At 56.3% G+C, this 24,830-nt stretch carries 19 protein-coding genes and 5 pseudogenes; 20 read left to right on the plus strand and 4 right to left on the minus strand.

Annotated features, from left to right (window positions below):
* The 7 genes and pseudogenes from QWJ46_RS27965 to QWJ46_RS27995 all read left to right on the plus strand — a co-directional run.
* Window positions 1-187 (plus strand): transposase (locus QWJ46_RS27965; RefSeq protein WP_302755517.1); only part of this gene is annotated, 187 nt, incomplete at its 5' end.
* 698 nt (window positions 188-885) lie between these two features.
* On the plus strand, window positions 886-2,397 hold the full coding sequence (locus QWJ46_RS27970) for a tyrosinase family protein (RefSeq protein ID WP_004668600.1): 1,512 nt from the start codon (window positions 886-888) through the stop codon (window positions 2,395-2,397).
* 31 nt (window positions 2,398-2,428) lie between these two features.
* Window positions 2,429-2,884, plus strand: coding sequence for a hypothetical protein (locus tag QWJ46_RS27975; RefSeq protein WP_004668602.1), 456 nt, complete (start codon window positions 2,429-2,431; stop codon window positions 2,882-2,884).
* Between the two features lie 472 nt (window positions 2,885-3,356).
* Window positions 3,357-4,886: a hypothetical protein gene (locus QWJ46_RS27980; protein WP_004668604.1), complete on the plus strand. Its 1,530-nt coding sequence runs from the start codon at window positions 3,357-3,359 to the stop codon at window positions 4,884-4,886.
* Between the two features lie 65 nt (window positions 4,887-4,951).
* Window positions 4,952-5,121 (plus strand): annotated as a pseudogene (locus tag QWJ46_RS27985) (IS21 family transposase); the annotation flags it as partial.
* A gap of 426 nt (window positions 5,122-5,547) precedes the next feature.
* The gene (locus tag QWJ46_RS27990) at window positions 5,548-6,201 is read left to right on the plus strand and encodes a DUF3141 domain-containing protein (RefSeq protein ID WP_004668605.1); all 654 of its coding nucleotides are present in this window, start codon (window positions 5,548-5,550) and stop codon (window positions 6,199-6,201) included.
* A gap of 37 nt (window positions 6,202-6,238) precedes the next feature.
* Window positions 6,239-7,939, plus strand: a pseudogene (locus QWJ46_RS27995) (DUF3141 domain-containing protein).
* Window positions 7,940-8,162: 223 nt separating this feature from the next.
* Here the strand turns inward: QWJ46_RS27995 and QWJ46_RS31330 are convergent.
* Together QWJ46_RS31330 and QWJ46_RS28000 are read right to left on the minus strand one after the other, a co-directional pair.
* Window positions 8,163-8,488, minus strand: a pseudogene (locus QWJ46_RS31330) (HipA domain-containing protein); the annotation flags it as partial.
* Between the two features lie 160 nt (window positions 8,489-8,648).
* On the minus strand, window positions 8,649-8,984 hold the full coding sequence (locus QWJ46_RS28000) for a helix-turn-helix domain-containing protein (RefSeq protein WP_026188835.1): 336 nt from the start codon (window positions 8,982-8,984) through the stop codon (window positions 8,649-8,651).
* A gap of 596 nt (window positions 8,985-9,580) precedes the next feature.
* On the opposite strand from QWJ46_RS28000, the gene QWJ46_RS28005 reads away from it, so the two are divergent.
* The 11 genes from QWJ46_RS28005 (at window position 9,581) to QWJ46_RS28055 (ending at window position 20,140) form a co-directional block, all read left to right on the plus strand.
* The gene (locus tag QWJ46_RS28005) at window positions 9,581-10,261 is read left to right on the plus strand and encodes a GntR family transcriptional regulator (RefSeq protein WP_004668612.1); all 681 of its coding nucleotides are present in this window, start codon (window positions 9,581-9,583) and stop codon (window positions 10,259-10,261) included.
* 314 nt (window positions 10,262-10,575) lie between these two features.
* Complete coding sequence (locus QWJ46_RS28010) at window positions 10,576-11,460, plus strand: NAD(P)-dependent oxidoreductase (protein ID WP_004668614.1); 885 nt, start codon at window positions 10,576-10,578, stop codon at window positions 11,458-11,460.
* Window positions 11,461-11,537: 77 nt separating this feature from the next.
* Window positions 11,538-11,966 carry a carboxymuconolactone decarboxylase family protein gene (locus QWJ46_RS28015; RefSeq protein WP_004668619.1) on the plus strand — a complete coding sequence of 143 codons (429 nt, stop codon included), beginning with the start codon at window positions 11,538-11,540 and terminating at the stop codon, window positions 11,964-11,966.
* 77 nt (window positions 11,967-12,043) lie between these two features.
* Window positions 12,044-12,427 carry a hypothetical protein gene (locus QWJ46_RS28020; RefSeq protein ID WP_004668622.1) on the plus strand — a complete coding sequence of 128 codons (384 nt, stop codon included), beginning with the start codon at window positions 12,044-12,046 and terminating at the stop codon, window positions 12,425-12,427.
* The gene (locus tag QWJ46_RS28025; RefSeq protein WP_004668623.1) at window positions 12,424-13,320 is read left to right on the plus strand and encodes an alpha/beta fold hydrolase; all 897 of its coding nucleotides are present in this window, start codon (window positions 12,424-12,426) and stop codon (window positions 13,318-13,320) included. The genes QWJ46_RS28020 and QWJ46_RS28025 overlap by 4 nt, the downstream gene beginning before the upstream one ends.
* Window positions 13,321-13,345: 25 nt before the next feature.
* A complete protein-coding gene (locus tag QWJ46_RS28030; protein ID WP_004668626.1) occupies window positions 13,346-14,512 on the plus strand; it encodes an ABC transporter substrate-binding protein in 1,167 nt (388 codons plus the stop codon).
* Window positions 14,513-14,603: 91 nt separating this feature from the next.
* Entirely contained in the window at window positions 14,604-16,157 is a 1,554-nt protein-coding gene (locus QWJ46_RS28035; RefSeq protein WP_004668627.1) for a sugar ABC transporter ATP-binding protein, read from the plus strand.
* The gene (locus tag QWJ46_RS28040) at window positions 16,154-17,128 is read left to right on the plus strand and encodes an ABC transporter permease (protein WP_008534336.1); all 975 of its coding nucleotides are present in this window, start codon (window positions 16,154-16,156) and stop codon (window positions 17,126-17,128) included. Before QWJ46_RS28035 ends, QWJ46_RS28040 begins: the two co-directional genes overlap by 4 nt.
* A gap of 11 nt (window positions 17,129-17,139) precedes the next feature.
* The gene (locus QWJ46_RS28045) at window positions 17,140-18,159 is read left to right on the plus strand and encodes an ABC transporter permease (RefSeq protein WP_004668632.1); all 1,020 of its coding nucleotides are present in this window, start codon (window positions 17,140-17,142) and stop codon (window positions 18,157-18,159) included.
* 23 nt (window positions 18,160-18,182) lie between these two features.
* Window positions 18,183-19,670 carry an NAD-dependent succinate-semialdehyde dehydrogenase gene (locus tag QWJ46_RS28050; protein ID WP_004668634.1) on the plus strand — a complete coding sequence of 496 codons (1,488 nt, stop codon included), beginning with the start codon at window positions 18,183-18,185 and terminating at the stop codon, window positions 19,668-19,670.
* Window positions 19,671-19,954: 284 nt separating this feature from the next.
* On the plus strand, window positions 19,955-20,140 hold the full coding sequence (locus tag QWJ46_RS28055) for a hypothetical protein (RefSeq protein ID WP_004668636.1): 186 nt from the start codon (window positions 19,955-19,957) through the stop codon (window positions 20,138-20,140).
* A 68-nt stretch (window positions 20,141-20,208) separates the two neighbouring features.
* Here the strand turns inward: QWJ46_RS28055 and QWJ46_RS31335 are convergent.
* Window positions 20,209-20,669: pseudogene (locus QWJ46_RS31335) on the minus strand (reverse transcriptase domain-containing protein); the annotation flags it as partial.
* A gap of 551 nt (window positions 20,670-21,220) precedes the next feature.
* Window positions 21,221-21,671, minus strand: a pseudogene (locus QWJ46_RS28065) (helix-turn-helix domain-containing protein); the annotation flags it as partial.
* Between the two features lie 398 nt (window positions 21,672-22,069).
* Between QWJ46_RS28065 and QWJ46_RS28070 the strand changes: the two are divergent.
* Together QWJ46_RS28070 and QWJ46_RS28075 are read left to right on the plus strand one after the other, a co-directional pair.
* On the plus strand, window positions 22,070-24,079 hold the full coding sequence (locus QWJ46_RS28070) for a methyl-accepting chemotaxis protein (RefSeq protein WP_004673275.1): 2,010 nt from the start codon (window positions 22,070-22,072) through the stop codon (window positions 24,077-24,079).
* A 521-nt stretch (window positions 24,080-24,600) separates the two neighbouring features.
* On the plus strand, window positions 24,601-24,786 hold the full coding sequence (locus tag QWJ46_RS28075) for a hypothetical protein (RefSeq protein ID WP_004673279.1): 186 nt from the start codon (window positions 24,601-24,603) through the stop codon (window positions 24,784-24,786).
* Window positions 24,787-24,830: the final 44 nt, after the last annotated feature.

Below are 24,830 nucleotides of genomic sequence, written 5' to 3' on the forward strand. Positions count from 1 at the left end.
GGCAAAGCTGCACTCGACGAATCCAATTGAGCGTCTCAACGGCGAAATCAAGCGACGCACCGAGGTCGTCGGCATCTTTCCGAACGACGAAGCCATCGTCCGTCTCGTCGGTGCATTGCTGCTCGAACAGAATGATGAATGGGCCGTTCAACGCGCCAGGTATATGACGCTTGAAGTCCGACAGTAAGCCCGAATGAGTGGGCACAATGGGACTGAAAGTGGGATCACTTGGTGAGCCCGTTGTTCCCGCGCGGAGATCCCGCCGCTATTCTCGCAAATGTCGGACAGCCGCCGCCCTTTGTCGCATTTGTCGAGATCACGACAATCGGTTTGTCCCGCTCTGCTCTACGCACCCGTCAAGCCACGGAGTGGTGCCTGCTTCGCAGTTTTGAATTTGAGAGCGAGCGGGCTACGGCTCCGTCATTGCTGGGGGTCCGATAGCGAAAGCCTGTTCGAGATGCGTGCTTCTCTATCGTCGCACAGGGCGTTTTCAGCATCTTGGGCCCTCTCACCGGTCTGAACAACTGTTTCAGCTTGATCATTTGAGGTTTTCGCAACCGAACGTGCTTGCCGTGGCTGGTCGGCAAGCCGTCGCTCGAACGATCATGGAATGCGATACTAAGTTTTCCGGAATCTGGATTCCAACTGGAATGCAGGAAGACGATCGGTAGTAGCGTTTTTAGCTCGCATTTTACGCTGCATTTTCGAGTGGCACGTCGCTTGCTTCATTTCTCGTGCCGCCGATTCACCGAAACTCAGAAAGAGCCAACGCAAGCTCTATGGTGGTGCGAATTGCCCACTGCTCCCGCGCCCAGACGGCGCGGAACCGTCCTAAAAGCGGCATTAATCTTGGCGAAGGACAATTCAAATCCAAGGGAGAGTAAGATGAGCATCACACGCAGACATGTCATCGTTCAGGGTGGCGTCATTGCAGCAGGCCTGCTCGCCAGCGGCCTACCGGGGACAAAAGCCTTCGCGCAGATACCGTCAATCCCTTGGCGGCGCTCACTGCAGGGCTTGGCCTGGAACGACCCGATCATCGAGACCTATCGCGACGCAGTGCGCCTTCTCAACGCCCTTCCCGCCAGCGACAAATTCAACTGGGTCAACCTCTCGAAAATTCACGGCAGCGGTGACGTCGTCAAATACTGCCCGCATGGCAACTGGTATTTCCTGCCGTGGCACAGGGCCTATACGGCTATGTACGAGCGCATCGTTCGGCACGTGACCAAGAACAACGATTTCGCTATGCCGTTCTGGGACTGGACCGACAATCCGTACCTGCCCGAAGTGTTCACAATGCAAAAGACGCCCGACGGCAAGGACAATCCACTTTATGTTTCGTCGCGCACCTGGCCAATCACGCAGCCGATGCCGGACAATATAGTTGGGCCACAGGTTCTCAACACCATCCTAACGGCGAAGCCATACGAGGTCTTCGGCACCACCCGCCCCCAGGGACAGAACTCACTCGATCCTTCCTGGGTCACCACCAGCAGCGGCACGCAGGGGACGCTGGAATACACACCGCACAATCAGGTGCACAACAATATCGGTGGCTGGATGCCGGAAATGTCGTCGCCCCGCGATCCGATCTTCTTCATGCATCATTGCAACATCGACCGCATCTGGGCGACGTGGAATTTGCGCAACGCCAACAGCACGGATCGGCTCTGGGCCGACATGCCGTTCACCGACAATTTTTACGATGTCGACGGCAACTTCTGGTCCCCGAAGGTCTCTGACCTTTATGTTCCAGAGGAACTCGGATACAATTATGGTTTCCGGACCTACTTCAAGGTCGCGGCGGCGAGCGCCAAAACGCTGGCCCTGAACGATAAACTCACGTCCGTGATCGCGGCGACGGCGACCGATGCTGCAGTCGCCGGCGTGACGACCACCTCCACGGACAACAGCAAGGCGGCAACGGAAAACGTGCCGCTTTCGCTGCCGATCAAGATCCCGGCGGGCGCATTGCAGGAGATCGTCCGCCAACCGCCTCTGCCATCCGGCATGGATACAATGGATTTCGGCGCGGCACAGGAGCAGGCGGCCTCCGCTCCTCGTGTGCTGGCATTCCTGCGCGATGTCGAGATCACCAGTGCCAGCACGACCAGCGTTCGGGTGTTTCTCGGCAAGAACGACCTTAAGGCCGATACGCCCGTCACCGATCCCCATTACGTCGGTTCTTTCGCCGTTCTCGGTCATGACGGCGACCATCATCGCAAACCATCCTTCGTCCTCGATCTGACGGACGCGATCCAGCGGGTTTACGGCGGAAGGGGGCAGACGGATGGCGAGGCCATCGACCTGCAGCTCATTCCTGTCGGATCGGGAGCGGGCAAACCCGGCGCCGTAGAGCCCGCAAAGCTAGAAATAGCCATAGTGTCCGCCTAACATCCGGACTGGCTGGGTTGTGGAGACATCGATGCGCTATCATCGTTGGGTGCTTATCGCTATTCGTGCGGCGGCATTATCGATGCTGCGCATCGTCAGCCCGGTTCAAGCTAACGAGAGCGACATGCGGGCAACGACCAGTAAGCCCGCGACGATAACCATATCGAGCAGAGCAGTCCACTCATCGGCTGATACCAGTGCGCGGGTCGTCCTTACTGTCACTGGTTATGAACCGTCGACTTCAGGACCAGTGACGACGGTCGTTTCGCTTGACTGCGGCAGTAACGTTCGCGAAATTGGTAGGTTTGGTATTTTTCCGAACAAGGCGTTTTCGGTATTGGACGGGGCAAAGCCTCAACGATTTGGGTTTCCCTTGCCCGATGACCCGTCTTGCCGTCAGCCACAGACCGTCATTATCCGGCTGGAGCCTCAAACAGGCGGCGGTTCGGGCGCCAGCATCACTATCAGCGACGCAAGCATCGAATAGATTGGCAGTCGGGGCTGATTTGCCGCTAGCTCCAGAACCTTGGCGGCAATGAAAGTCCGCCGGATAAAATAGAGGGTTTTGATAGGTTGTTGTGACAAAGGTCCAACGCGCAGCGCCTATCGTGGTCAACAGTTTACAGTCTTGCCGCTGCATTCGGCGACTGATGGTCGTCTGCAAGCAGGCAAAGGTTTTTGGCCGACCCGAGACTAGGCTCAAGATAAAGTCGCTCTTAAAGGCATTGAACCAACGACGCGTTCCTAGATCAGTAAAGTGACTCTTCAACCACTTCAGATGCTTGCGCGGAGTCTGTCCGAAAGCTGCATTGACTTCGCACGCGGTCCAAAACCGATTCAGACTGCGCGTTCAATTCAAAACTGAAGATTAGACGTGTGCTTTTAATGGCACTGGATTTGCAAGGACACGGGCGGCGTGCGGCCATAGGTATCGTGATAGAGAGGCGCGGAGGTTAGTCTTGAAACGAAGAGATTTTTCGACTGTTGGGCTCACTGCTCTTCTCGCCGGGATCGTATTCCCGGCTTTTCCCAGCACCGGATTCAGTGAGCAGCGAAAGCCGTCCATCCCCGCACTCCCTGATCAGCGGAAACTTTGGAGTTGGATCAAAAGGCTCAACAGTTTCGGCCCCCGATTGACCGGCAGCCCGGCGCAAGCACGGGCAATCGATTATCTTGCTGGTGAGTTGAGAGGGATGGGCCTTGAGGTGAAGCGCGATCAACTCACGATGCGCCGGTGGATGCCACGAACCACCGCGTTCAAACTGTCAAATGGTGAAGTAATTGAGGTAGCGGCGCCGTTCCCGTATTCCGGGCTTACACCTCCCGGCGGTATCTCGGGTAAGATGGTTCTTTTCAACGGTCGGGTTCAGGCGTTTGAGAAAGCCCGCGGCAAAATTGCGGTGGTGACGGTAAAGCGTCGGGATCTGGCGGCATTCCTCGAACTGGTGACCAATCGACGCGGCAGCCTGCCGGAAGGCATAGACTTTCCCAAAGCCGTAACCACGCCGCTTATCACCGGTTTGCTTGGCGTACCGATCGACAAGGCGCGTGAAGCAGGGGTTTTAGCCGTCGTTTGCATTTTCGAAGGCGTCTCGGAAGTGCAGTTGAAGGGGCAGGTGCTGCCATTCACCACACCGTATTGGGGCTTACCTGCAATATGGGTGGCGCAATCTGAAGGAGAGCGGATCAAAGCCGCGATCAAGCACGGTTTGAGCGGTCGCCTGACCTTGGATGGCACGTTGGAAGACGTTGCGACCGATACGATTTATGCGGTTTTGCCGGGCTGCAACCTGCTTGAGACAATCATCATCAACACCCACACCGATGGACCTAATGCGTGCGAAGAGAACGGCGGTGCTGGGGTACTCGCTCTGGCGCATTATTTCTCCTCGCTACCGAAATCTGCCCGCAACCGAAGCCTCGTCTTCGTACTCGTCACGGGTCATTTCCAGCTTGCCCAGTTCGGCCGCCACGGGAATCAGGCGACGGCGACCTGGCTCGAAATGCATCCAGAATTGTGGGACGGCAAACCCGGCCATGCTAAAGCCGTTGCAGGAGCTACGATTGAGCATCTTGGATGTACCGAGTGGCGAGATGACTTTGCAAAAGGGCACCCCGCGCCCACCGGGAAGCCGGAACTCGATTTGATCTATACCAGTAATAAGTCGATGAGTGGCGTGTACATCGCTGCCGCACGCGGGCGCAAAAAGGTACGCGCGCTGATAGTCGCCCCAGCGGCGGCGCAGGTGATGTTGGGCGAAGGACAGCCATTATACGCATCAGGAATTCCGACGATATCAAGCTGTCCGATACCGGACTATCTTTGCCAGGTCTTGCCGGGCGGAGGCTTGGACCGGCTCGACCCTGATTACGCCTTTCAGCAAGTCGAAACCTTTGCCCGCACGGTCGACTTGCTCGACAGGATGCCGCGTGGTGAGATCGGAATCGTTCCGTTTAACCTGTCCACTGTTATCGGTGATCTGCTGTAAACCTGACCAACACTAACGCCAGCGAAAATGGCGGTGTCACGCGATCGGCACTTTAACTGGCGCCGAGGATCATCTGGCAGTTCACGATAGTGCCGGGTCATAGCCGTCCCATCTGGGCACGCTTCGTCATGCATGAGATGACCGGCCTGCGTTTCCACATCGCGGCCTTCGAGGCTCTCGGCGGCGCTCCGCGGGAGTGCTTTGCGACCGGATGAAGACTGCCGTCATCGGTGAGCGTCAGACAGAAGGCATCGTCTATAAACCATGCCACCACCAGCCTTAGCCCCAACCAAAGCCACGCGGACGGCCGCTGAAACATCCTAGTTGGTGGGATCCCACACCGCAGGCGAATCCATCACCTCCTGTCCTCCGATAGTCTCCAACGAGCTGGGAGAAACTGCTGATCCAGGCTGAATGAAGACTTTGTGTGGCATTCCCTGGCGACGAGCTTGCTGCCCCTCTCCCGGCGTAGCTGGCTGACCCAGTGCTTGGCATAGACATTGCAGGGGATGAATGCGGCGGTAACTCGTTGGGGTCGGAAGTCGTCAAACTGCTTTCCTAGGCGTCGGCATTGCCTACCGAGCACCTCGCCAGACGGAAGCACGATCGATCTGGCACGTATGTATGCGTACGGGATCATAACCATAGAGGAGTTGAAACGATGGCGGATATTCTTACATCTCTAAACCCGCTCCGGTGGATTGAAGCGCCATCCACGGAACTGGAGAGCCAAGTGACCCAAAGTCTATTCCCGATGTTCCAACGCTTGGCGGAAGCGGGCGCTGAAACCGCTAAAATTCTGCAGGTTGCCTTATTGCGCCGCGTGCAAGTCATGTGCGACAGCCACTCTACCCGCCAGGGAAAGCTCTTTACTGAGGCCGAACGTCTTGCCGAGAGTCTACGCGAGGTGCACGGCAATGGGAATTTGGGCTACGCTTGGGCGGAATACCTGCGCGACGCTAGTGAGCGCGCCATATTGTGCATGGATCTTCTCCGACAGCGCGGCGACATCTTCCTCGAACATGAAGCGGCAGGCTGTCCGCCGGTTTTCTTCTGCGACTACGAGACAGTTATGGATGGAAACGATCTGCCCTTGAAATCCAATTACGTGTTACTTCGAATGATCCCGCCCCAAGGTGTTAACGTCGATGACACGAAGCGCCCCTTCATAATCATTTGCCCGCGCGCCGGACATAGTCCCGGCGTCGGTGGCCACAAAGAAGACAGCCAGGTCGGCGTAGCGTTCCGGGAAGGTCACCCGGTTTATTTGGTGTCCTTCCGCCGAGAGCCAGAGGGGGGGGCAGTATCTCTCTAATGTCACGTATGCGGAAGCGGCCTTTGTTCGTGAGGTCATGCGCCTGCATCCGCTTGCCCGCCTTCCAGTCGTAGTCGGCAACTGCCAAGCTGGCTGGGCTACCCTTCTGATGGTTGCGACAAATCTCGACTTAGCTGGCCCGATCATCCTCAACGGATCGCCGGTGACACCTACCTCGGGAAATATCGGTGAAAATACCCTCCGCTACATGGCGGGCCTCTTCGGGGGAGCTTGGATAACCATGTTTTTGTCAGATCTGGGCGGAGGCATCTTCGACGGCGCCCATCTCGTACAGAATTTCTAAACGCTCAATCCCGAGCGCCAGTTATTCATGAAGTATGTCGAACTGTTCCGAGATGTGGATGCGGCGAGCGAAGCCTTCCTTAAGGCTGAGAAGTGGTGGGGCGGCTTCTGCCTGATGCGGGGAGACGAGATCCGCTGGATAGTTGAGCACCTCTTTGTTGGTAATCGACTGGCGCACAACAAGGCGTATGGGGAGCCGGACCGGCGGCATTTCGACCTTAAGAAGATCAGGGCGCCTATTATCATATTTGCCAGTCATGGCGACAATGTAACGCCGCCGCAGCAGGCGCTGAATTGGATCCCCGAAATCTATGACAACGAGGAGGAAATCCGCCTTCTCGGCCAGCACATTATTTATATGGTACACAACGACGTCGGTCACCTCGGTACATTCGTTTCCTCGAGAGTAATCAACAAAGAATACAATGAGGTTGCAAGCACGCTCGAGGCAATTGAGGCGTTGTTGCCTGGCCTTTACGAGATGCGCATCACGGACATTCAAGAAGATGCTGGACACAAGAGCTATAGTGTTGAACTGATCGAGCGCACCTTCGAGAATATCCGTGAGTTTAACGATGGCCATGACGATGGAGGTCCCTTCGCTGCCGTCGCCCGCGTCTCTGAACTGCAAGCGCAGATCTATCACACAGTTGCCCGCCCCTTTGTGCAGGCCGCGGTCACAGACATCTCAGCAGACGCCAGCCGAATGTTCCATCCAAAGCGGCTGGAGCGATCGCTGCTGTCTTCTCAGAATCCGATCATGGTTGGCTATAAGTCAATTTCAGAGCAGGTACGGAACTCCCGGGCGAACGCAGCAGCGGAAAATCCTTTCCTGGCTGCGGAAGCGCTCTATTTCAAGGCTGTCGAACAGGCGATCGTGGTCATGCGCGACTGGCGCGACATGGGTTATGAGCTCGCGTTTCACATGATCTGGAACAACCCTTGGCAGCGATATTTTGACAATCCCCACGAAGCATACCGCAAAGGGACGACACTTGACGATATGAGATGGCAGCCGGACATCGCCAATGCGCTCAGGAGGATCGCGATCGGCGGACTCGCCGATGCCATCATCCGTATGGTCGTACTCCTGGTGAGCGATCGTGGCGGGATCCGACGCGACCGCCTGGCGCGCTGGTCACGGGTGCTGACCGAGGACGAGCCCTTCCGCTCACTAAGCGCTGATCATTTGGCCGAAATCACTCGCGTGCAGACGGCTATCGTCACCTTTGAGCCGGAGCAAGCAATGGAGACGCTGCCGCTGTTGCTAACGGAACCGAGGCAACGGCAACTCGCTTATGCAGCCGCTTGCTATATCCCGGGCTCCAGGGCGGAGATGTCATCGAGTACTGTTGCCATGCTACAGCGCTTCGCGGACGTGCTTGGCCAGCCATCGATCGTCGATGTGATTGAGGATCCGCTGGCAGTGACATAGTTTGTTCGTAGAGTAGCGTCTCGATCTCACCGAATCACATAATTATTGGTTTTCGCTCGTTGGTCACGGAGGCGCTTGAAACAATTCCATCGCAAATTCAGCCAGGACCGCAGATCGGAAAATTGCCATTGGACATCCGTCCTTTACAACGCAACGATGCCGTAATCCGGTTCAGTGATCGGGCCGGCAGAGGGCGGATTGAAACTGTGGAGGAAGGCTCTCGTCATAGGGCTGGCGCTCGCTGCAAATCATCGTGATCGAACGCACTGGCCATACGGTTGATCTCGGCTGACCGCGCACCGACCGCCTTGGCGGTCTCGCGCCACCTTGCGGTGTCGCGACTTCCTTAATGATCGCGCGAGCCTCGGCGAGCGTTAGGGCGTAGAGCCCTGCAGCTTCTTCCAGCAGGTCAAGGGAGCAGGTGCCTTCATCAAGATCAATGTTTGTCGTCAGCGCGCGCGCCTTGACATCCGTAGGCACTGGATTGAGGTCATAGGCAGGGGACAACGACCAGCTGGCTTTATTGAGCCACAGAAAGCCGTGATTTTTCTCCCCAGCTCAGAGCTAGAGCGGGCTGCAGCGAGAAGCGGCCGGGGTCCTCGAGCCAGGCACGATCATACTCAAACACGATTGTTTCGGCACCACGGGCGCGATTGCTCCGGGCCAGATGGGACGTGTGCGGCCGTGAAGGTCGAGATGAACTTCCAAATCAGCCATCGCGTGACGATCCCGGTGATCGCCTTGGGTGAGCGTGCTTGGGCAACTCTGCATTGGCCAGAGACTGGCCGACGCTGTCGTTACGGATGTCGGCGACTTGGCTCAGCCCATCTAGCAGGCCGAGTGCCTGGAGGACGCCTGCATAGATGCCGATGCTGACATTGGTGTCGCCGGCCTCGATCTTTTGAAGCGTTGAGCGTGAGGTGAAGGCACGTTCGGCTACTACCGCCATAGGCAGGCGGCGACGTCGACGTGCGTCGTGGATGTCTGCGCCCAGTTTGCGCAGCGCGCGCCGCACAGCGGCCGGAGCGTTGTGAGGTGTCGGAATTTGTCACCTTCGCACTACAGATTGCACTAGATATGTAGCACGAAGGTTACAATTTTTCAAGAGAGATGGTCAGAGAGAAAAGTGGTTAGAATGGGAATCGCGGGAGCGATAGCGCAAGTACGAGCCAGGCTGGCAGGCGAAGAAAGATGGCGGATCTTGAGGTGCTCAAGATCGATGCCGCCTCCGGACTGGAAGCGCGATCGGAACCACTATCGTCTGCTGATGCGGCTTTTGCCGATTGCCAAGCTGCACCCGGCCCTTAGTCGAACGGGTGCTCCTGGAAGATGCGGTGGTGTCGGTGACCGTGGACACCTCGTCGATCAGGGTCGCAACCGTGGCTGGTTTTGAGAAATCGGCGGGCGGACATTGTCGGCCATCAGGACACCAATTGAACTAGGCCATTTGGACTAGAATTTCCACTTATGGCGCGCCAACCGATCGGTTCCTCATGGATCGGGAAGCCGACCTCTACACAGCGGGCTCAATCCTCTAGAATAGTTGCTAATGACCGCTCATCAGACAATCTGATTGAAAGTTCCCCGCGAAGCAGCCATATATTTAGCTCAAATTCATTAGTGCTACGTAGGACATTGATCATGGTAGATGTGGAGCTGCAGGTCGCTCGGCAAAATGCCTCTCTTCGAGTGCAAGTCGAAGAAAGGCTCAGACAGGCTATTGCGACGGGCAAGTTCAAGCCGGGGCAAAGGCTCGTCGAGCGCGAGCTTTGCGAAATGATCGGCGTGGGTCGCACGTCCGTCCGTGAAGCGCTTCGGCAGCTTGAGGCAGAGGGATTGATCACAAGCTTCCCCCACAAGGGTCCAGTTGTCAGTATCATAACCTATGAGGAGGCCGCTCAGCTCTACACCGTCCGCGCGCTGCTCGAGGGGTTTGCTGGTCAGCAGTTCGCCGAAAATGGAACGGCGGAAGATATTGCCACTTTGCAAGATGCCGTTAGAGAATTCGAAGCGTCGGCGGAAAGCGGCGTGGGACACAGGCTCATCGCTGCCAAAAACGCCTTCTATGACTGCTTGATGGATGGCAGCAAAAACGTCTTCGTCAGGCAAATGCTAACATCGCTGCACAACCGGATCAATCTTCTGCGCATGACTTCGATGACACAACCGGGGCGCCTCAAACATAGCATTGCAGAAATCAAAGAGATTGCCGAAGCGATCCAAAATCGCAACGGACCCAGGGCTGCGGCCGCTTGTAAGCACCACATTGATATGGCTGCGAAAGTCGCACTCGAGTACCTGCGCAACAACACCTCAGGCTGATGCCATAAGATTTTCTGAAAATTGACAGATTGTCTGATGCTGGAGGTGGCCGGGTGTAATTAAATCCTTCAGGGCACGGTGCTTTTGACAACGCAACAACCTCTCTGGTGTCCATCGGACGATAAGATGGGTGCTGCTTGCACGGTCATTTTAAGTGAGGTGATTGAAGAAGCGACGGCAAAATTGGCGTCGTAGCGAGGGAGGGCCGGCCCAAGCATGAATTTTCCGATTGACAGATTGTCTGATAGGTCGTTAACTACTCCTCACTAACGGAGGTAGCTGATTGTGCTTGCCTCACATTCGGGAGCGGGACGTTGTCACCACGAAAAAATCTGCGCGTCGCCTTTATTGGTCTCGGCGCAATGGGCGGGCCGATGGCACAACATCTGTTGTCGGCTCAATTCGAAGTCACTGGCTTTGATCTATCGGCCGAGGCTAGGGAAAGGTTCGCGGCCGTCGGCGGCGTTCCGGCAGAGACGGTAGCGGAAGCATTCAATGGGGCCGATGTTGCGGTTACCATGCTTCCCAACGGCAAGGTTGTTCAAGACGCGCTCTTCAAGGATGGGGCCTGGCAATCCCTGAGTGCTGACGCGCTTGTCATCGACATGAGCTCATCGGCGCCCAATGATACTCGTGAGCTCGCAGAACGCTTGCATCAGAAGGGCTTGCGGCTGGTCGATGCTCCCGTGTCAGGCGGAGTGAAGCGAGCCGTCGAAGGCTCTCTTACTATCATGGCAGGCGGTGCTTCTGACGATATCGATCAAGCTGATCCCATCCTGTGCGCCATGGGCGGCCAGATTTTTAGGACAGGCCCGATCGGCTCAGGGCACGCCATGAAAGCCATCAACAATTTCGTATCGGGAGCCGGGGTTCTGGCAGCTATCGAAGGCGTTCTTCTTGGCCGAACGTTTGGTCTCGATCCTAGAACGATCGTCGATATTCTCAACTCGTCGTCTGGCAAGAACAACGCAACAGAAGTGAAGATGAAGCAGTTCATCCTCTCGGAGACTTTTGGCTCTGGTTTTGCTTTGGGGCTTATGGCGAAAGACATTAGGATTGCAGCGGACTTGTCGAAGGCGCTCAATCTCCAGCTGCCGACATTGGCCGGTACCGCTGATGCCTGGGATGCTGCTCGGCATGCTTTAGGCCCCGATGTCGACCATACGAAAATTGCGCAGTTCGTGAAAGATCAGGCCTGACCGCGAAAAACTACGCCAAACTGACAGTTGAAAATTGTCTGATAATCTGTCAAATATGATGAAGGGAGCGAAACCCAATGGCCACTTTGGACAGGAAAGATAAGGGGTCTAAGGCCGGCGAGCGAACAGCTCCATCGGAGCAGTTCAAGCGCGGACTTGCTACTCGTCGGCAGGTGATGGGGGACGCTTACGTTGATGCGGCCCTCGGAAAGGCGACCGACTTCACCTGGCCGATGCAGGAACTCGTCACCGAGTATTGTTGGGACAATATCTGGAACCGACCTGGCCTCGACCGTCGCGCTCGATCGATCCTCAACCTTGGAATGATAGCGGTTTTAAACCGACCGCACGAGCTCAGAGGCCACATCCGCGGCGCCATCAACAACGGTGTTACGAAACAGGAGATCCAGGAGATCTTCCTTCAGGTGGCTATCTACGTTGGTGTGCCAGCAGGCATCGACAGTTTCAGGCATGCCCAGGAAGTATTCACCGAAATGGGCATTTGAGAATGTGCTGTCCCGTGAGGGGGCATGTACAACATGCGCGGAGTTCTCAGCGCTTATCAACAAGGGAGGAGCCTAAAATGGCGATAGATCTCAAGAAATTCATAGAATTCGTGCGGGAGGATTTCGAGTTCAAGCGCGAAACTCGTTATCTTAACGGTATATTAAAATGCGATTTCCCTACCCGCAGTGTAGCGCTTCATTTCGAGGACGGTACGTTGCTAAAGGTGGAAGAGGCCGAATACGACGACGACAAGTGCACTATCGTCATACGCGGGACCGGTTCACAGTGGGAGGCGCTGCTTCAGCACAAACCCTTGCCGTTTTATCAGTGCTTGCAGTCATCAAACATCAAGCATGGCCTCTACCTTAGCAGTAACAACGAAACCTTCGCGTATCTGCCTGCTCTCAACCGCATGACCACCCTGATGCGCAATGCCCGTTCTGAAGGAGCAGCAGCATGACCAAGTTTGACCCCATTATCGGCCGTTATCTCTATCTCACCGTAGAAGGTATCGAGTACCGCGTCTATTACGAAGAAGCGGGCCAGGGGATTCCGCTTCTCGTCGGTCATACGGCAGGGTCCGACGGTCGCCAATACCGTCATATGCTTTGCGATTCCGACGTGACGAAAAATTTTCGCGTCATCGCGTTCGATCTGCCGTATCACGGCAAGTCCCTTCCCCCCTACGGCGTTCGCTGGTGGGAGAAGGAATACAACATGACCAAGAAGTTCATGATGGACTTCCAGCTCGAACTCTCAAAAGCGCTCGACCTAGACCGCCCCGTTTATTTGGGCAGCTCCATGGGCGGCCATCTCGCGATCGACCTGGCATCGAACTATCCGGACAACTTCCGCGCCACGATCTCGGTCGAAGGTGCGTTGCGCTCGGCGGCGGAGTACGTCGACGTCGGTATGGCTGGCATCCGCAGGGAGTTCGACAATCCAAACGTCAATCGCACCTCCATCGGTGCGGCGATGATGCTGAATATCTCACCGTACTCGCCAGAAGCGAATGTCCGTGAAATCCAGTGGGAATACAGCTGCGGTGGACCGGGAATCTTCGCGGGTGATCTTTATTACTACTACTACGACCACGATGTGTCGCCAGAAGAAGCCAGCAAAATCGATACGTCGAAATGTATGCTATACTTCCTCACGGGCGAATACGATCCAAACACGTCCCCGGCCGATACCAAGATTGCTGCAGACCTGGTCAAAGGCTCCAAGTTTTGGACAATGGAAAAGCTCGGACATTTTCCCGTTACTGAGGACTATAGCGAGTTCCGGAAGTATCTGTTGCCGATTCTTGAGGAGATCCAACAGTCATCAGCAGCCCGGTCTAAGGTTGCCTGATCCTTTTCTCGGGAGGAGAACTTCAATGAGGTGCATTCTGAATGTCACACTTGGGGCGCTGATCTCGGTTAGCGCCCTGGCGACAACCGCTTACGCGGATGGTGTCGATCAGCTACCGGCTACAGAAAAGAAGATCTATGAAACTGTAGATCCGCAGATTCCATTGGGGGCGAGCGCCTACAAAGACTTCAAGCCCAAAAAGGGTCCTCCGTGGAAGATCGGCTATGCAAGCAGCTACGCTGGCAACACCTGGCGAGCCGCAGCTCTCGATGCGGTCATGAGCGATCTTTTACCGCGATCAAAGGCTGCGGGCCTGGTGTCTGATGTCGTGGTCACCCAGTCGGATCTTAAAGACGCCGTTCAGATCCAGCAGATGCGTCAAATGGTGGACGAAGGCGTCGATGCAATCATCATCTGCTGCTCGAACGTCACGGCTCTTAATCAGACGATCGAATATGCCTACAAAGCCGGTGTGCCGGTGTTCTCATTTTCGGGCTACGTGACGTCGCCATACGCCATCAATGGCGCGGCCAATCACGCGCAGGGCGGTGCCGAGATGGCGACGTGGCTGGCGGAAAAAATAGGAAAGAAGGGCAATATCCTTCTCGTTTCTGGTATTCCCGGTTTCGCTTCTTCGGACAGCTTTGACAAAGCGGCTAAGGAAGCACTTGCTAAGTACCCCGACATAAAGATCGTCGGTGAAGTTGCAGGGAAGTGGACCGACCAGGTGGCCCAGGTCGAAGTTCAGAAGTTTCTTGCGACGAACCCGACGAAGATTGATGGGATCCTCACGCAGGGGGCCCAAGAGAACGGCGTTCTCAACGCAATGCTGCAGTCAGGTCGAGACATGATCCCGATTACTCTCGGGGGGGAAGCTTCCGCCGCGTGCTACTGGCGCAAGAACCCCGAGTTTGTGGACAGGAGTTTCCATATTTGGCCGCCGCGTCGCGAGATGCAACAGATGTGGGAGATCATGCTCCGCACATTGGAGGGACAAGGCCCTAAGGTTCAGTCCTTCCTTCGACCCGTCTTGCCTTACACCATCGATGAAGTCCGCGCGGCAATACCAGAAGATTGCGACTTGAACTCGACAGACTTCGTGGAGCCCAAGGCGGACGGGTGGTTTCCTGCTGCGATTGCTGCAGACTACTTCGAACGCCCGGCTAATCCCTGGAAGCCTGTGTCGAAGTGAAACTGTTCTGCCCGGTGGGTCTTGCCACCGGACAGAAGTTTCTCTTGTGGGAGGACCGCCTCGCGCGGCCGTTGGGATTAGAGGATCTCCGATGCAAAACCAAACTACGATCAAGTTGATCAATGTTGCCAAGTCTTTCGGCGAGACTAAGGCCTTAAAGAAGTGTGATTTTGAAGCCCGGGCCGGAGAAGTGCACGCCATCGTCGGAGAGAATGGAAGTGGCAAAAGCACGATGGCGAAGATCATGTCTGGAGTGTTGCACCCAGATTCCGGGAGCGTTTCGGTCCTTGGAGAAGAGATTTCGACTCCGACTGACGCCAAGCGCATCGGGCTGACAACGATCTTCCAGGAAGTGCTGGTGGCCGACGAGGCCAGTGTATTGGAAAACCTGTATGTCGGGCGCGACGGCATCTTCCGCTCGCAGGGCGGCAGTGGTCGGCGTACCGAGGCTGAGGAGATCCTGAAACGCCTCGTCGGCAAGCCCGTGGATCTCGATCAGAACGTTGGGGCATTGCCTCTGAGCGTCAAGCAATGGATAGTTATTGCGCGAGCGGTCTTGCGCAGGCCGAAGGTCCTCATCCTCGATGAATCGTCTGCGGCATTAGACCTCGATTCCACGATCCGCCTCCACGAGGAAATTGATCGTCTCCGTAGGGAAGGTGCGACCGTGCTGATCGTAACGCATCGGATCGCTGAACTTGTCCGCATCGCCGATCGAGCCACGATCCTTCGCGACGGCGTCACCATTGGTACGCTCGAGAAGCATGAAATAACTGAAGAGAACCTGCTTTCAATGATGACGCCCGCGGACCGAAACGCAAGCGACGCGAAGGCGTACGAATCAAAGCAAGTAGGCGCCGCCGCGCCGGCCGTGGTAGCGGTAAGAGACCTCGTTACTCACAGCGCGGCAGCGCCCTTCGATTTCGATCTACCGAAAGGAGCGATCATCGGTGTTGCAGGACTCGACGGGCAGGGGCAGGACGCTTTCGTACGCGCCGTTGCGGGTATCATCCAGCCTTTTGGTGGTAATGTCCAAGTCTGGTCATCCAGCACCGAGAGAATGAAAAAGGTCGCATCGCTCGAAGACGCTACCAAAGCAGGAATCTCGTATATTTCCGGCGACCGCAAGCGTGAAGGTATCTTCCCTCAGCAGAGCATCTTCGAAAATCTTGCCATCGGCGTCTATCGAAAGAACCTCGGTCCTCTTGGTATAATCAATAAGGCCGGCCTCAAACCCATGTTCAAACGCGAGGTGGATCGGCTCCGGATTAAGATTGGAAGTCCGGCGAACAAGATCACCTCACTGTCGGGCGGAAATCAGCAAAAAGTTTTGATCGGCCGTGCCTTTGCAAACGAACCGTCCGTCATCGTCCTTAACGATCCCGCTCGCGGTGTCGACCTCGGAACGAAGCGCGATCTCTACCGCGAACTGCGCCTGTTCACGGAGAAGGGTGGCAGCGTGATTTATCTATCAAGCGAAATCGAAGAGTTCATCGGCTTTGCGGACCGCGTCGACGTCTTCTTTGCTGGAAGGCTTTTCCGGTCGCTAGCAGGCGAGGACATAGCGGAAGAGCCAATCTTGGCCGCAATGTTTGGAAAATCGCCAAACGCCTCCATCGAGTTCGATCTGGAAAGGACTGCATGATGTCTGGAATCGCATTCCGTCAAATCACCCAGGACCGTTCCCTCTTCGTGCCGGCCGGCCTATTCATTGTCCTTTTGGTCGCCGTTGCCCTACGCGGACACGGGCTATTCACGAACAACGGCCTCGCAGGTGCAATCCTTGTCGCCACGCCCTTGATTCTAACGGCGCTTGCCCTCACCCCCATTGTCATGGCGGGTCGTGGAGCAGTGGACCTTTCAGTTGGCCCCTTGATGGGGTTCATCAACGTTACCCTTATTACCTGGCTTGTGGGTAACGGAATTACCAACCCTATCGCAGTGATAGTATGGGCAGTCGGCCTGGGAGCGGCATTCCAGCTACTCCAGGCGCTGGTTATCATTTATGTGCGTGTCGCTCCGATAATCGTTACGCTGTCGGGTTTTCTTGTCCTCTCCGGGTTGAACCTGATGGTGATGTCCCGACCGGGTGGAGTCGCGCCCGACTGGATGCTTAGCTGGGGGGCGGGGACCGACATCATGTCACCTGTTTTGCTGTTGCTGGTTGCAGCGTATGCATTATGGCTCCTTCTCAGGGGGACTATGTTTTACCGCAACCTTCGCATGACGGGTGCGGATGAGCGCATGGCGTATACGAGCGGCGTTCGAGTGGACGCAGTCCGCATCATCGCCCACGTTGTTGGTGGAGCATTCGCTGGACTTGCCGCCCTCAGCTACACGGCGCTGATCTCCTCTGGTGATCCGACGCAGGGCAGCACCTACACCCTTCAGGCTGTTACGGCCCTGGTTCTCGGAGGTGCGAGCCTCTCCGGTGGTCGTGGTGGAGCACTTGGATCTACGCTTGGCGCGATCAACATGTTCCTCATCTCCTATCTCCTCTCCACCTTCAACTTCGGCACGGTTTCGGGGTTCGTTACCCAGATGGCATTCGGCTTAATCCTCGTCGGATCACTTCTCGTGAACGTCTTTGTCATCAGTCGCCGCGCGGTTGTGTAAGGAGCAAGATAATGGTCGCGACAGTTATGAATTCCGAAATCAAATCGGCTCAGAAGTCTAACCCGCTCAAGGCTCATCGGAGCATCGTCATTGGCTTTGTTCTTCTGGCCTCTCTCTTAGCACTCGGTGCATTGCTGGTCCCCGGCTTCGTATCATCCCAAAACGCGCGTTCAATCCTTCTTCTCGCAGCGTTTCTGGGGCTTGCCTCCATTGGCCAGACCCTGTGCGCTCTGGTCGGTGCGCTCGATCTTTCGATACCATATATTATTGGAGGCGCGAACATCCTCCTTCCCAGCCTTATGGTCGCAGGTATTCCCGCTCCCCTCGCGATGCTGGTTGTCATGCTCCTCGGTGCGCTTGTCGGGGCCGCCAATGGCGCCCTGAGCTTCCGTCTCCAAGGGCAAGCGCTGATCATGTCGCTCGGAGTTGGCTTCGCGGCCGTCGGTGCGGTCCAGATCTACACCTCACTCGGCTCGGCGTTTGGTGGTACAGTGTTTGCTCCGGTACCCGAATGGCTGAGGAACATTTCGGCGTTCAACGGAAAGTTTTTCGGCCTGTCGCTGCCTCCGGTCATCGTGATCTGGGCTATCGTCGCCATCGCGCTTGGATGGTTCATGTACAACACCTGGTTTGGCCGCAGCATTTACGCCGTCGGCGGAAGCCGGACGGCGGCCGCCCGCCTCGGAATCTCCGAATTCAAGGTCTGGACCGTCATCCATAGCGTCAGCGGTGCCATGTCTGCAATCACGGGCATGCTGCTACTAGGGTTTTCCGGTGGTGGCTTCGTCGGCGTGGGCGACCCTTATCTTTTCACCACCGTAGCAGCGGTGGTGATTGGAGGGACGTCGCTTCTTGGTGGGGCGGGCGGCTATGGCGCGACAGTGCTCGGTGTTCTTGTCCTGACTGTACTGACCTCGCTTCTAGTTGGCCTCGGACTGAACTTTCCGGCGCAGCAGGCTGTCGTCGGTCTGCTCATCGTTCCGATGGTCGCGATATACGCACGGTCACCACACATTCGAAATCAGATATGATCAATGCATAGAAAGGAAGATCCATGGCAATCTCCAGCACCCTGCTAGGCCGTTTGAAGGACCAGACTCTCGTTCGCGAGCAGATGCTGGTTGGAGGAAAGTGGTCGAGCGAAGGGGTAAACGGCACACGCATCAACGTGCTAAACCCCTCCACGATGGACGTCCTTGCCTCTTTGCCTAGCGCTGGCCTTGCTGAAGTGCGAGCCTCTATCGATGCTGCAAAGGCTGCACAGAAGAAGTGGGCTAGGGTTTCGGCGAAGGAACGCTCGCTGATCATGCGGAAGTTCTACGAAGAGGTGGTAGCTAACGCTGAAGACCTGGCCGTAATTCTGACATCGGAAATGGGCAAGCCACTGGCGGAAGCGCGTGGCGAGATTGCTTACGGCGCTTCCTACATCGAATGGTTCGGTGAGGAAGCCAAGCGTGTCTATGGTGACACCATTCCAGGTCACCAGGCCGACAAGCGACTGCTTGTCATCAAGCAGCCGGTTGGCGTTGTGGCCGCCATCGCTCCTTGGAACTTTCCGTCGGCGATGGTGTGCCGCAAGATCGCGCCGGCGCTCGCGTCCGGCTGCGCGATCGTATTCAAGCCTGCTGCCGAGACTCCGTTATCGGCGCTTGCATTGGCGATCCTCGCGGAGCGTGCCGGAATACCCGATGGCTTGTTCAGCGTCCTCCCGACGGATAATGCAAGAATGTTTGGCGAGGAGGTCTGCTCCAACCCGGTCGTCAAGAAACTGACCTTCACCGGTTCGACCGAAGTTGGCCGTATCTTGATGGCGCAAGGCGCCCAGAAGATCATGAAGCTGAGCCTGGAACTCGGCGGCAATGCGCCGTTTATCGTTTTCGACGATGCAGATCTCGACCAGGCGGTCGAGGGGGCTATGCTTTCTAAGTTTCGTAACGCGGGTCAAACCTGCGTGTGCGCGAACCGTATTTACGTACAGAGCGGGATCCATGACAGGTTCGTCGAGAAGCTGGCAATGCGCGTGAGTGCCTTGCAGGTTCTTGACGGGTTTGAGAGCGGGGCGACGATCGGCCCGTTGATCAACGATGAAGCGGTAGCAAAGCTCTATGGTCATATCGATGACGCTGTGACCAAGGGTGCGACTGTCGTGGTTGGTGGTGACCGCGATGCTCGCGGAGGCACGTTCGTCCAACCAACGCTTCTCTCGGGTGCCACAAAGGATATGAAGGTTGCGCGTGAGGAAACCTTCGCGCCTCTGGCTCCGGTGTTCAAGTTCGATACTGTCGAGGAAGTCATCGAACTCGCGAACGATACGGAATTCGGCTTGGCAGCCTACTTTTTCGCCAACGACCTCAGGAACGTTTGGAAGGTCACAGAGGCGCTGGAATACGGCATGGTTGGCGTGAACACGGGTCTGATTTCCACCGAATTAGCGCCATTCGGCGGCGTCAAGCAATCCGGCTTCGGCCGAGAGGGCTCAAAGTACGGAATGGATGACTTCTTATCCATGAAATACGTCTGCATGGGCGGGATCGGCGCATAGCGATCGCCCAAGGGTCGCTCGCCGACTGAACTTAAAGGGGGAGAGGTCTGTTGAATAGAGGCAGGACAGCAACATCCTCTCCGCCGGTTGCGAGGTCTCAAAAGGCTGGACTTTTCTAGAGGTTTCGCGGGAGCTGTCCTACGGATCTTCCCTTCCGACCCCTTCTGGGGCCGGCCTTGCAGACGAGATTTCTGCCTGTCTTTTCGATTGTCGATCCTTCCGCCAATGCCCTACAAGGTAAGTCTTTCCCAGATAGCTTGTAGCCTTCGAAGAGGTAACACGACATGAACGAGCTGTTGCACCGTGGCGTTGTCGTTTCAACGTATCGGAGTCCTGAGCAGGAGCATGATCACCACCCGATCGATGCACGCGTTCGTCCTGAAATCGATCAGGCCGACGATGCTGCACGTGCCAGCGTGGAGGGTCAAGCGAAAGCCATTCGCGTCAACCAGCGACGCGTCAAGGTGTAGTTGTCGGCGGCCGCACCCTCAGTGTCGGTTTGACGTAGCCGCCGATCTTCGCCGGCGCCAGGCCTTTATGGTAGATCCGGATGCGTCCGGGTCATCCAGACGTCAAACGCGTAATGCAGGAAGAGATTCGATAGGATCGGGCTGACCACGCCCCCTTGCGGGGTACCACGCATCCGCTCAATGACTTCTCCGTTCTTTTCCATAGGCGCGGTCAACCATCTTTCGATGTAGAGCAGAGCCCAGTTGCATTTAACGTCTTTTCTGACCGTCTTCAGCAAGAGATCATGCGGAAGATTGTCGAACAGCTTTGATGTCGGATTCCGGATCAATCATCTGCTTGACCACCATCTGCGCGATCCGATCACTGACCGCCGATTCCAGATCTTGTAGAGATTTCTCGCAAGGTCTTTGTCAAACATCTCCAGGGTCTCACCGTCCACCCGGCTGCACCACGGTTGGCTTTGACCGCTTTGTAAGCTTCGTACACTTGCCGCTTCTCAATCCGAAACGGCTTGTCTGTCGTACCTATCGAAGTCCTGTTTCCAGTTGTTCCAAACAATACGACCACCTGATCCGATCCCTTTGCTCCGGCCCCATTACAGGGCCCTCAACGCTCATACGGATCGGTCCGCCCCAGTCTCCTGCATCGGTACTCTCGCCTTACGGTTTCTCCGCTTGGGCTTCTCCCTTGGCATCAGGAGCCTGGTTCCTGCAGTTCCGGGTGAAAGCCTGTGTCCAACTCACGCCCCCTCTACGCCGGTCGCCGCCCGCCCAATCATCAGGCACCCGGCGGACTTGTCCCAGGATGACGAAACAGTCCTGGTTTCGACGACGCTTATATTCATAACGGCGCGTCTTCGGAGGGTTCACTTTCGTTCGTCTTCGGACACGCACCTGCTCGGATCTCGTCCGAACTTTTCATCCGGCGCTCACCACCACGGCTCTTTACCGCAGCAGCTCGGACTGGTTTGAGACCCGCTCCTGAAAGCCGATCCCGGAGGGCCATCCTCCATCATTCACGCAGCTTCACGTTACGGGGTTAGCTCACACTGAACTCCTTCCGTGCCTCTGCAGCACACTTTCGTCGATGAAGATCAGTTTCTCCGGATCGAGGTCCAATTGACCATCGAACCAGGCGCGCCGGCGCTTCAGGACGTCCGGTCGGTCCTGCTCCAGTGCGTGTGCGGTCCTTTTTAAAGGTCCACCCACGGCTTCGAAGCCAAGCGCCAAGTGCGCTGCGGCTGATCTTCACCTGCCGCTCGACGGACAAGCGCTCAACCATCTCATCGAGCGTCACATCCCTACGCTCGTTGATCAACGCGACAACGAATTCCTCGTGTGCATCCACTGCCGAAGGTCGTCTCCAGCCCTGTGGCCGAGCAGTCAGCTCACCCTCTTTCGCTCTTGCAATCCAGCGGATCGCCGTCGAAATCCCAACTCCGAAACGAGCCGCAGCCTGTCGAGCCGACATGCCCGCCGCAGACGCTTTCAAAACCCGTATTCGAAGATCATCGCTCAGGGCCTGTCCCATCATCCACCTCTTCTCTGTGGAGTTGAATCAGCTTCGATGGACGCCGTCACATCACAATCGATTCATCGATCGCAGGACTTGCTCTAGGTCGCTCGTGGCGGGGCGAAACTCGGTTGCTGAAAACGATGATGCTCTTCGAACGGCGCCAAATGAAATTTTGCCGGCTGCATCCTCCTTGTAAGCGCGGACGATCCATTGGACGCCTGACTATCCTTAAAACGTCGTCTTTTTGCATTCGAGACGGGCAGGAAAGGCTTCATTAACCAACGCAACCAATAGGTATTCTCAGCTATGTCACAGACCCACAAGATTGATCTGCCGTTCGAATGAATGAAACGGCAATTGGAAGATTTGAGTAGACAAGTCGATCGTCCACCTCACCTAAAAGGTTTGCCTTTATGCCCAAGTCCATTAGACTCGCTTTATCTTTGATATTTGTTCTGCTCTCTCTTCTCGCGGCGGGCCAGGGCATCGTGAGTATCGTCAAGCTGCTGTCCATTAGGAGCAATATATCCGAAGTTGCCAGCAACTGGCTGCCATCGATCGATGTGATAAATCGGATCAATACGATCACCGGGGACTACCGCATCCTGCAGTTCAGGCTGGTGACAAACTCATCAGATTCGACGAGCCTTGCGCATAATATCACCACCTTCCGCCAGAAGATGGAGGATCTCGCGAATGCCCGTGGTGAATATGAGCCGATGGTGACATCCGGCGAGGAGCGTCAGGCCTATGACGCGTTCTCCGCTTTGTGGACGCAATATCAGGAGGATGGCGAGCGGATTGTTAAACTAATGCAGGCAGGCAAGAAGGATGAAGCATTTGCTCTTCTAACGAGTGACGCCACGACGAAACTGTATAATGATAGCGGAGCGCTCCTTGACCAGGATGTCGCAGTTAACAAGCGTGGTGGAGTCGCGGCCGTCGGAAACACGATGGGCGCCGTTTCATCGACGGTTTTGGTCACCATTCTTGCCATGGCGCTGGCAACTACGACGGGCATTATAGCCCTGCTTTACTGCATCCGGAAGATTACCGATCCGATCTCGCGGTTGACTACCACGATGGGCGTACTGGCAGATGGTAATCTCGACACTGAGGTTCCTTTCGCAATGCGCGCCGACGAAATCGGCAAGATGTCGAGAGCCGTTGAGGTATTCAAGCAAAACAGCATCAAGGCCCGCGATCTGAACGCGCAGGAGGCCGCGTTGCAGGCCAAGAGCGCCGACTTGCAGTCGAGCATTGCCGAGGTGGTGTCAGCCGCCGTAGCCGGTGACTTCACCCATCGCATCACCAAGAAATACGGCGATGCGGCTCTCGACCGTTTTGCAGGAAGCGTCAATGAGCTGGTCACCTCTGTTGACCGGGGCATCGCCGAAACTCGCCGAGTTATCTCAGCGCTTGCCGATGGGGATCTGACGGAAAACATGTGCGGCGAGTTTCAGGGAGCCTTTGGTGAACTGAAGAGTAATGTCAACGCCACCATGGCAGCCCTTCGATCCGTATTAGGCGAGGTTCGCTCCGCCGTCGACACGATCAACGGCGGAGCCGGCGAGATGCGCATCGCCTCAGGCGACCTTTCAAAGCGCACGGAACAGCAAGCCGCGGCCCTGGAGGAGACCTCTTCGGCGCTTGAGGAAATCACGGTGGCGGTAAAAAGCTCGACAGAAAGAGCCACGGAAGCCAGCCATATGGTCGATGAGGCACGCAGAAGCACCGAGCAGTCGAGCGCGGTTGTCAAAGACGCGGTCGCCGCCATGGGCCGCATCGAGCAGGCCTCGGATGAAATCGGCCAGATCATTAACGTCATTGACGAGATCGCCTTCCAGACCAATCTTTTGGCCCTTAACGCCGGCGTCGAGGCGGCGCGTGCGGGTGACGCTGGAAAGGGTTTCGCCGTTGTGGCTCAGGAGGTGCGTGAACTGGCACAGCGCTCCGCCACTGCCGCCAAGGATATCAAGGCGCTGATCAACCGGTCCGGCGACGAGGTCAAAACTGGGGTCAGGCTGGTAACGGCCACAGGCGATGCCCTTGGTCTAATCCGAGGCCACGTGATCAAGGTGAACGAGCACGTTCATACGATCTCGACGGCGGCACGAGAGCAATCGACCGGGCTGGCGGAAGTCAGCACTGCGGTCAACCAGATGGATCAGACGACCCAGCAGAATGCGGCGATGGTGGAAGAATCGACGGCGGCCACCAACCGGTTGGCGGATGAGGCTTCCAATCTGGCGCGGCTTATTGCGCGCTTCAGGCTCGACGGTTCGACTTTTGTACGGCGTGTTGCCCACCAGAACGGTAAGCCGGCCGCCTCGCCAGCGCGTGCCCTCTCCCAGAAGCTTGCCGGCGCCTTCGGCGGACGTACTACAGCCGCTGTCGCGACTAAGGAATGGGAAGAGTTTTAATGAATCATGTCATAATTCACCGCAGGATATTATCGGTTTCCATCTGGCAGCCAGCAGTTCTGCATGAAGACGACGTTGATCCCGGAAATCCGGGGGTTAGCAGAGGCGACGCCGCTGCCCCTAACGCATGTTCTCGGTTCAGGGATCTGCCGGTTCTGTCATTCCGGTGATAGAGCTTGCTGCCGAGATAACCAATCCCATCGGTCTAGCCACAGCGCCATTGTCGTCGTTGAGGTAGCAGATGGTATCATCGGCCCGGTCGTCGATCAGGTCTCTGGCATTCTATCGATCAACGGCGATCGGATCCAACCGGTTCGGACTTAGGCGCGACTTCGACCCAACCTTCAGCTACGGAATCACTCCGCTTGAACAAGGGATGGAATGCTCCCTTAGTTTTGAGCAAAGGTTTGGCACCAATCAGGACGCATCGCAGCTGCCTAGCAGACTTTTGCTTTTTCACCTTCCGCGACTGTCTTCCTTCAAGACGCGGAGTATTAACGAAATTCAACGAGAGTTCGAAGATGTCCAAAGTTATCGCAATCAATTTCGGGCAACAGGCTAAGACAGATACCCACTTAGAAAGCCACGAAGATGCACAGTCGCAGCGCCTGGAGCAAGAGCGGCTGCAAATGATCCAAATCACCAATCACCTTGAAGCACTGTACGCTCGGCTGCTGACCGTCTGTGGCGACAGACCGAAAAATTAAGGGCGCAGCGATGGTATAGCCCGGTGGAGCGCTGCGAACCACAG

The sequence above is a fragment of the Rhizobium sp. CBN3 genome, from assembly GCF_030518245.1.
Lineage (GTDB): Bacteria > Pseudomonadota > Alphaproteobacteria > Rhizobiales > Rhizobiaceae > Rhizobium > Rhizobium aethiopicum_A.

What these genes read in the sequence shown, in the direction of transcription:
- QWJ46_RS28030 (WP_004668626.1), top strand. Translation starts at nt 13,346, where the DNA reads ATGAGGTGCATTCTGAATGTCACACTTGGGGCGCTGATCTCGGTTAGC.
- QWJ46_RS27975 (WP_004668602.1), top strand. Translation starts at nt 2,429, where the DNA reads ATGCGCTATCATCGTTGGGTGCTTATCGCTATTCGTGCGGCGGCATTA.
- QWJ46_RS28015 (WP_004668619.1), top strand. Translation starts at nt 11,538, where the DNA reads ATGGCCACTTTGGACAGGAAAGATAAGGGGTCTAAGGCCGGCGAGCGA.
- QWJ46_RS28040 (WP_008534336.1), top strand. Translation starts at nt 16,154, where the DNA reads ATGATGTCTGGAATCGCATTCCGTCAAATCACCCAGGACCGTTCCCTC.
- QWJ46_RS28005 (WP_004668612.1), top strand. Translation starts at nt 9,581, where the DNA reads ATGGTAGATGTGGAGCTGCAGGTCGCTCGGCAAAATGCCTCTCTTCGA.
- QWJ46_RS28045 (WP_004668632.1), top strand. Translation starts at nt 17,140, where the DNA reads ATGGTCGCGACAGTTATGAATTCCGAAATCAAATCGGCTCAGAAGTCT.
- QWJ46_RS28055 (WP_004668636.1), top strand. Translation starts at nt 19,955, where the DNA reads ATGAACGAGCTGTTGCACCGTGGCGTTGTCGTTTCAACGTATCGGAGT.
- QWJ46_RS28070 (WP_004673275.1), top strand. Translation starts at nt 22,070, where the DNA reads ATGCCCAAGTCCATTAGACTCGCTTTATCTTTGATATTTGTTCTGCTC.
- QWJ46_RS27970 (WP_004668600.1), top strand. Translation starts at nt 886, where the DNA reads ATGAGCATCACACGCAGACATGTCATCGTTCAGGGTGGCGTCATTGCA.
- QWJ46_RS28075 (WP_004673279.1), top strand. Translation starts at nt 24,601, where the DNA reads ATGTCCAAAGTTATCGCAATCAATTTCGGGCAACAGGCTAAGACAGAT.
- QWJ46_RS28050 (WP_004668634.1), top strand. Translation starts at nt 18,183, where the DNA reads ATGGCAATCTCCAGCACCCTGCTAGGCCGTTTGAAGGACCAGACTCTC.
- QWJ46_RS27990 (WP_004668605.1), top strand. Translation starts at nt 5,548, where the DNA reads ATGGCGGATATTCTTACATCTCTAAACCCGCTCCGGTGGATTGAAGCG.
- QWJ46_RS28020 (WP_004668622.1), top strand. Translation starts at nt 12,044, where the DNA reads ATGGCGATAGATCTCAAGAAATTCATAGAATTCGTGCGGGAGGATTTC.
- QWJ46_RS28025 (WP_004668623.1), top strand. Translation starts at nt 12,424, where the DNA reads ATGACCAAGTTTGACCCCATTATCGGCCGTTATCTCTATCTCACCGTA.
- QWJ46_RS28035 (WP_004668627.1), top strand. Translation starts at nt 14,604, where the DNA reads ATGCAAAACCAAACTACGATCAAGTTGATCAATGTTGCCAAGTCTTTC.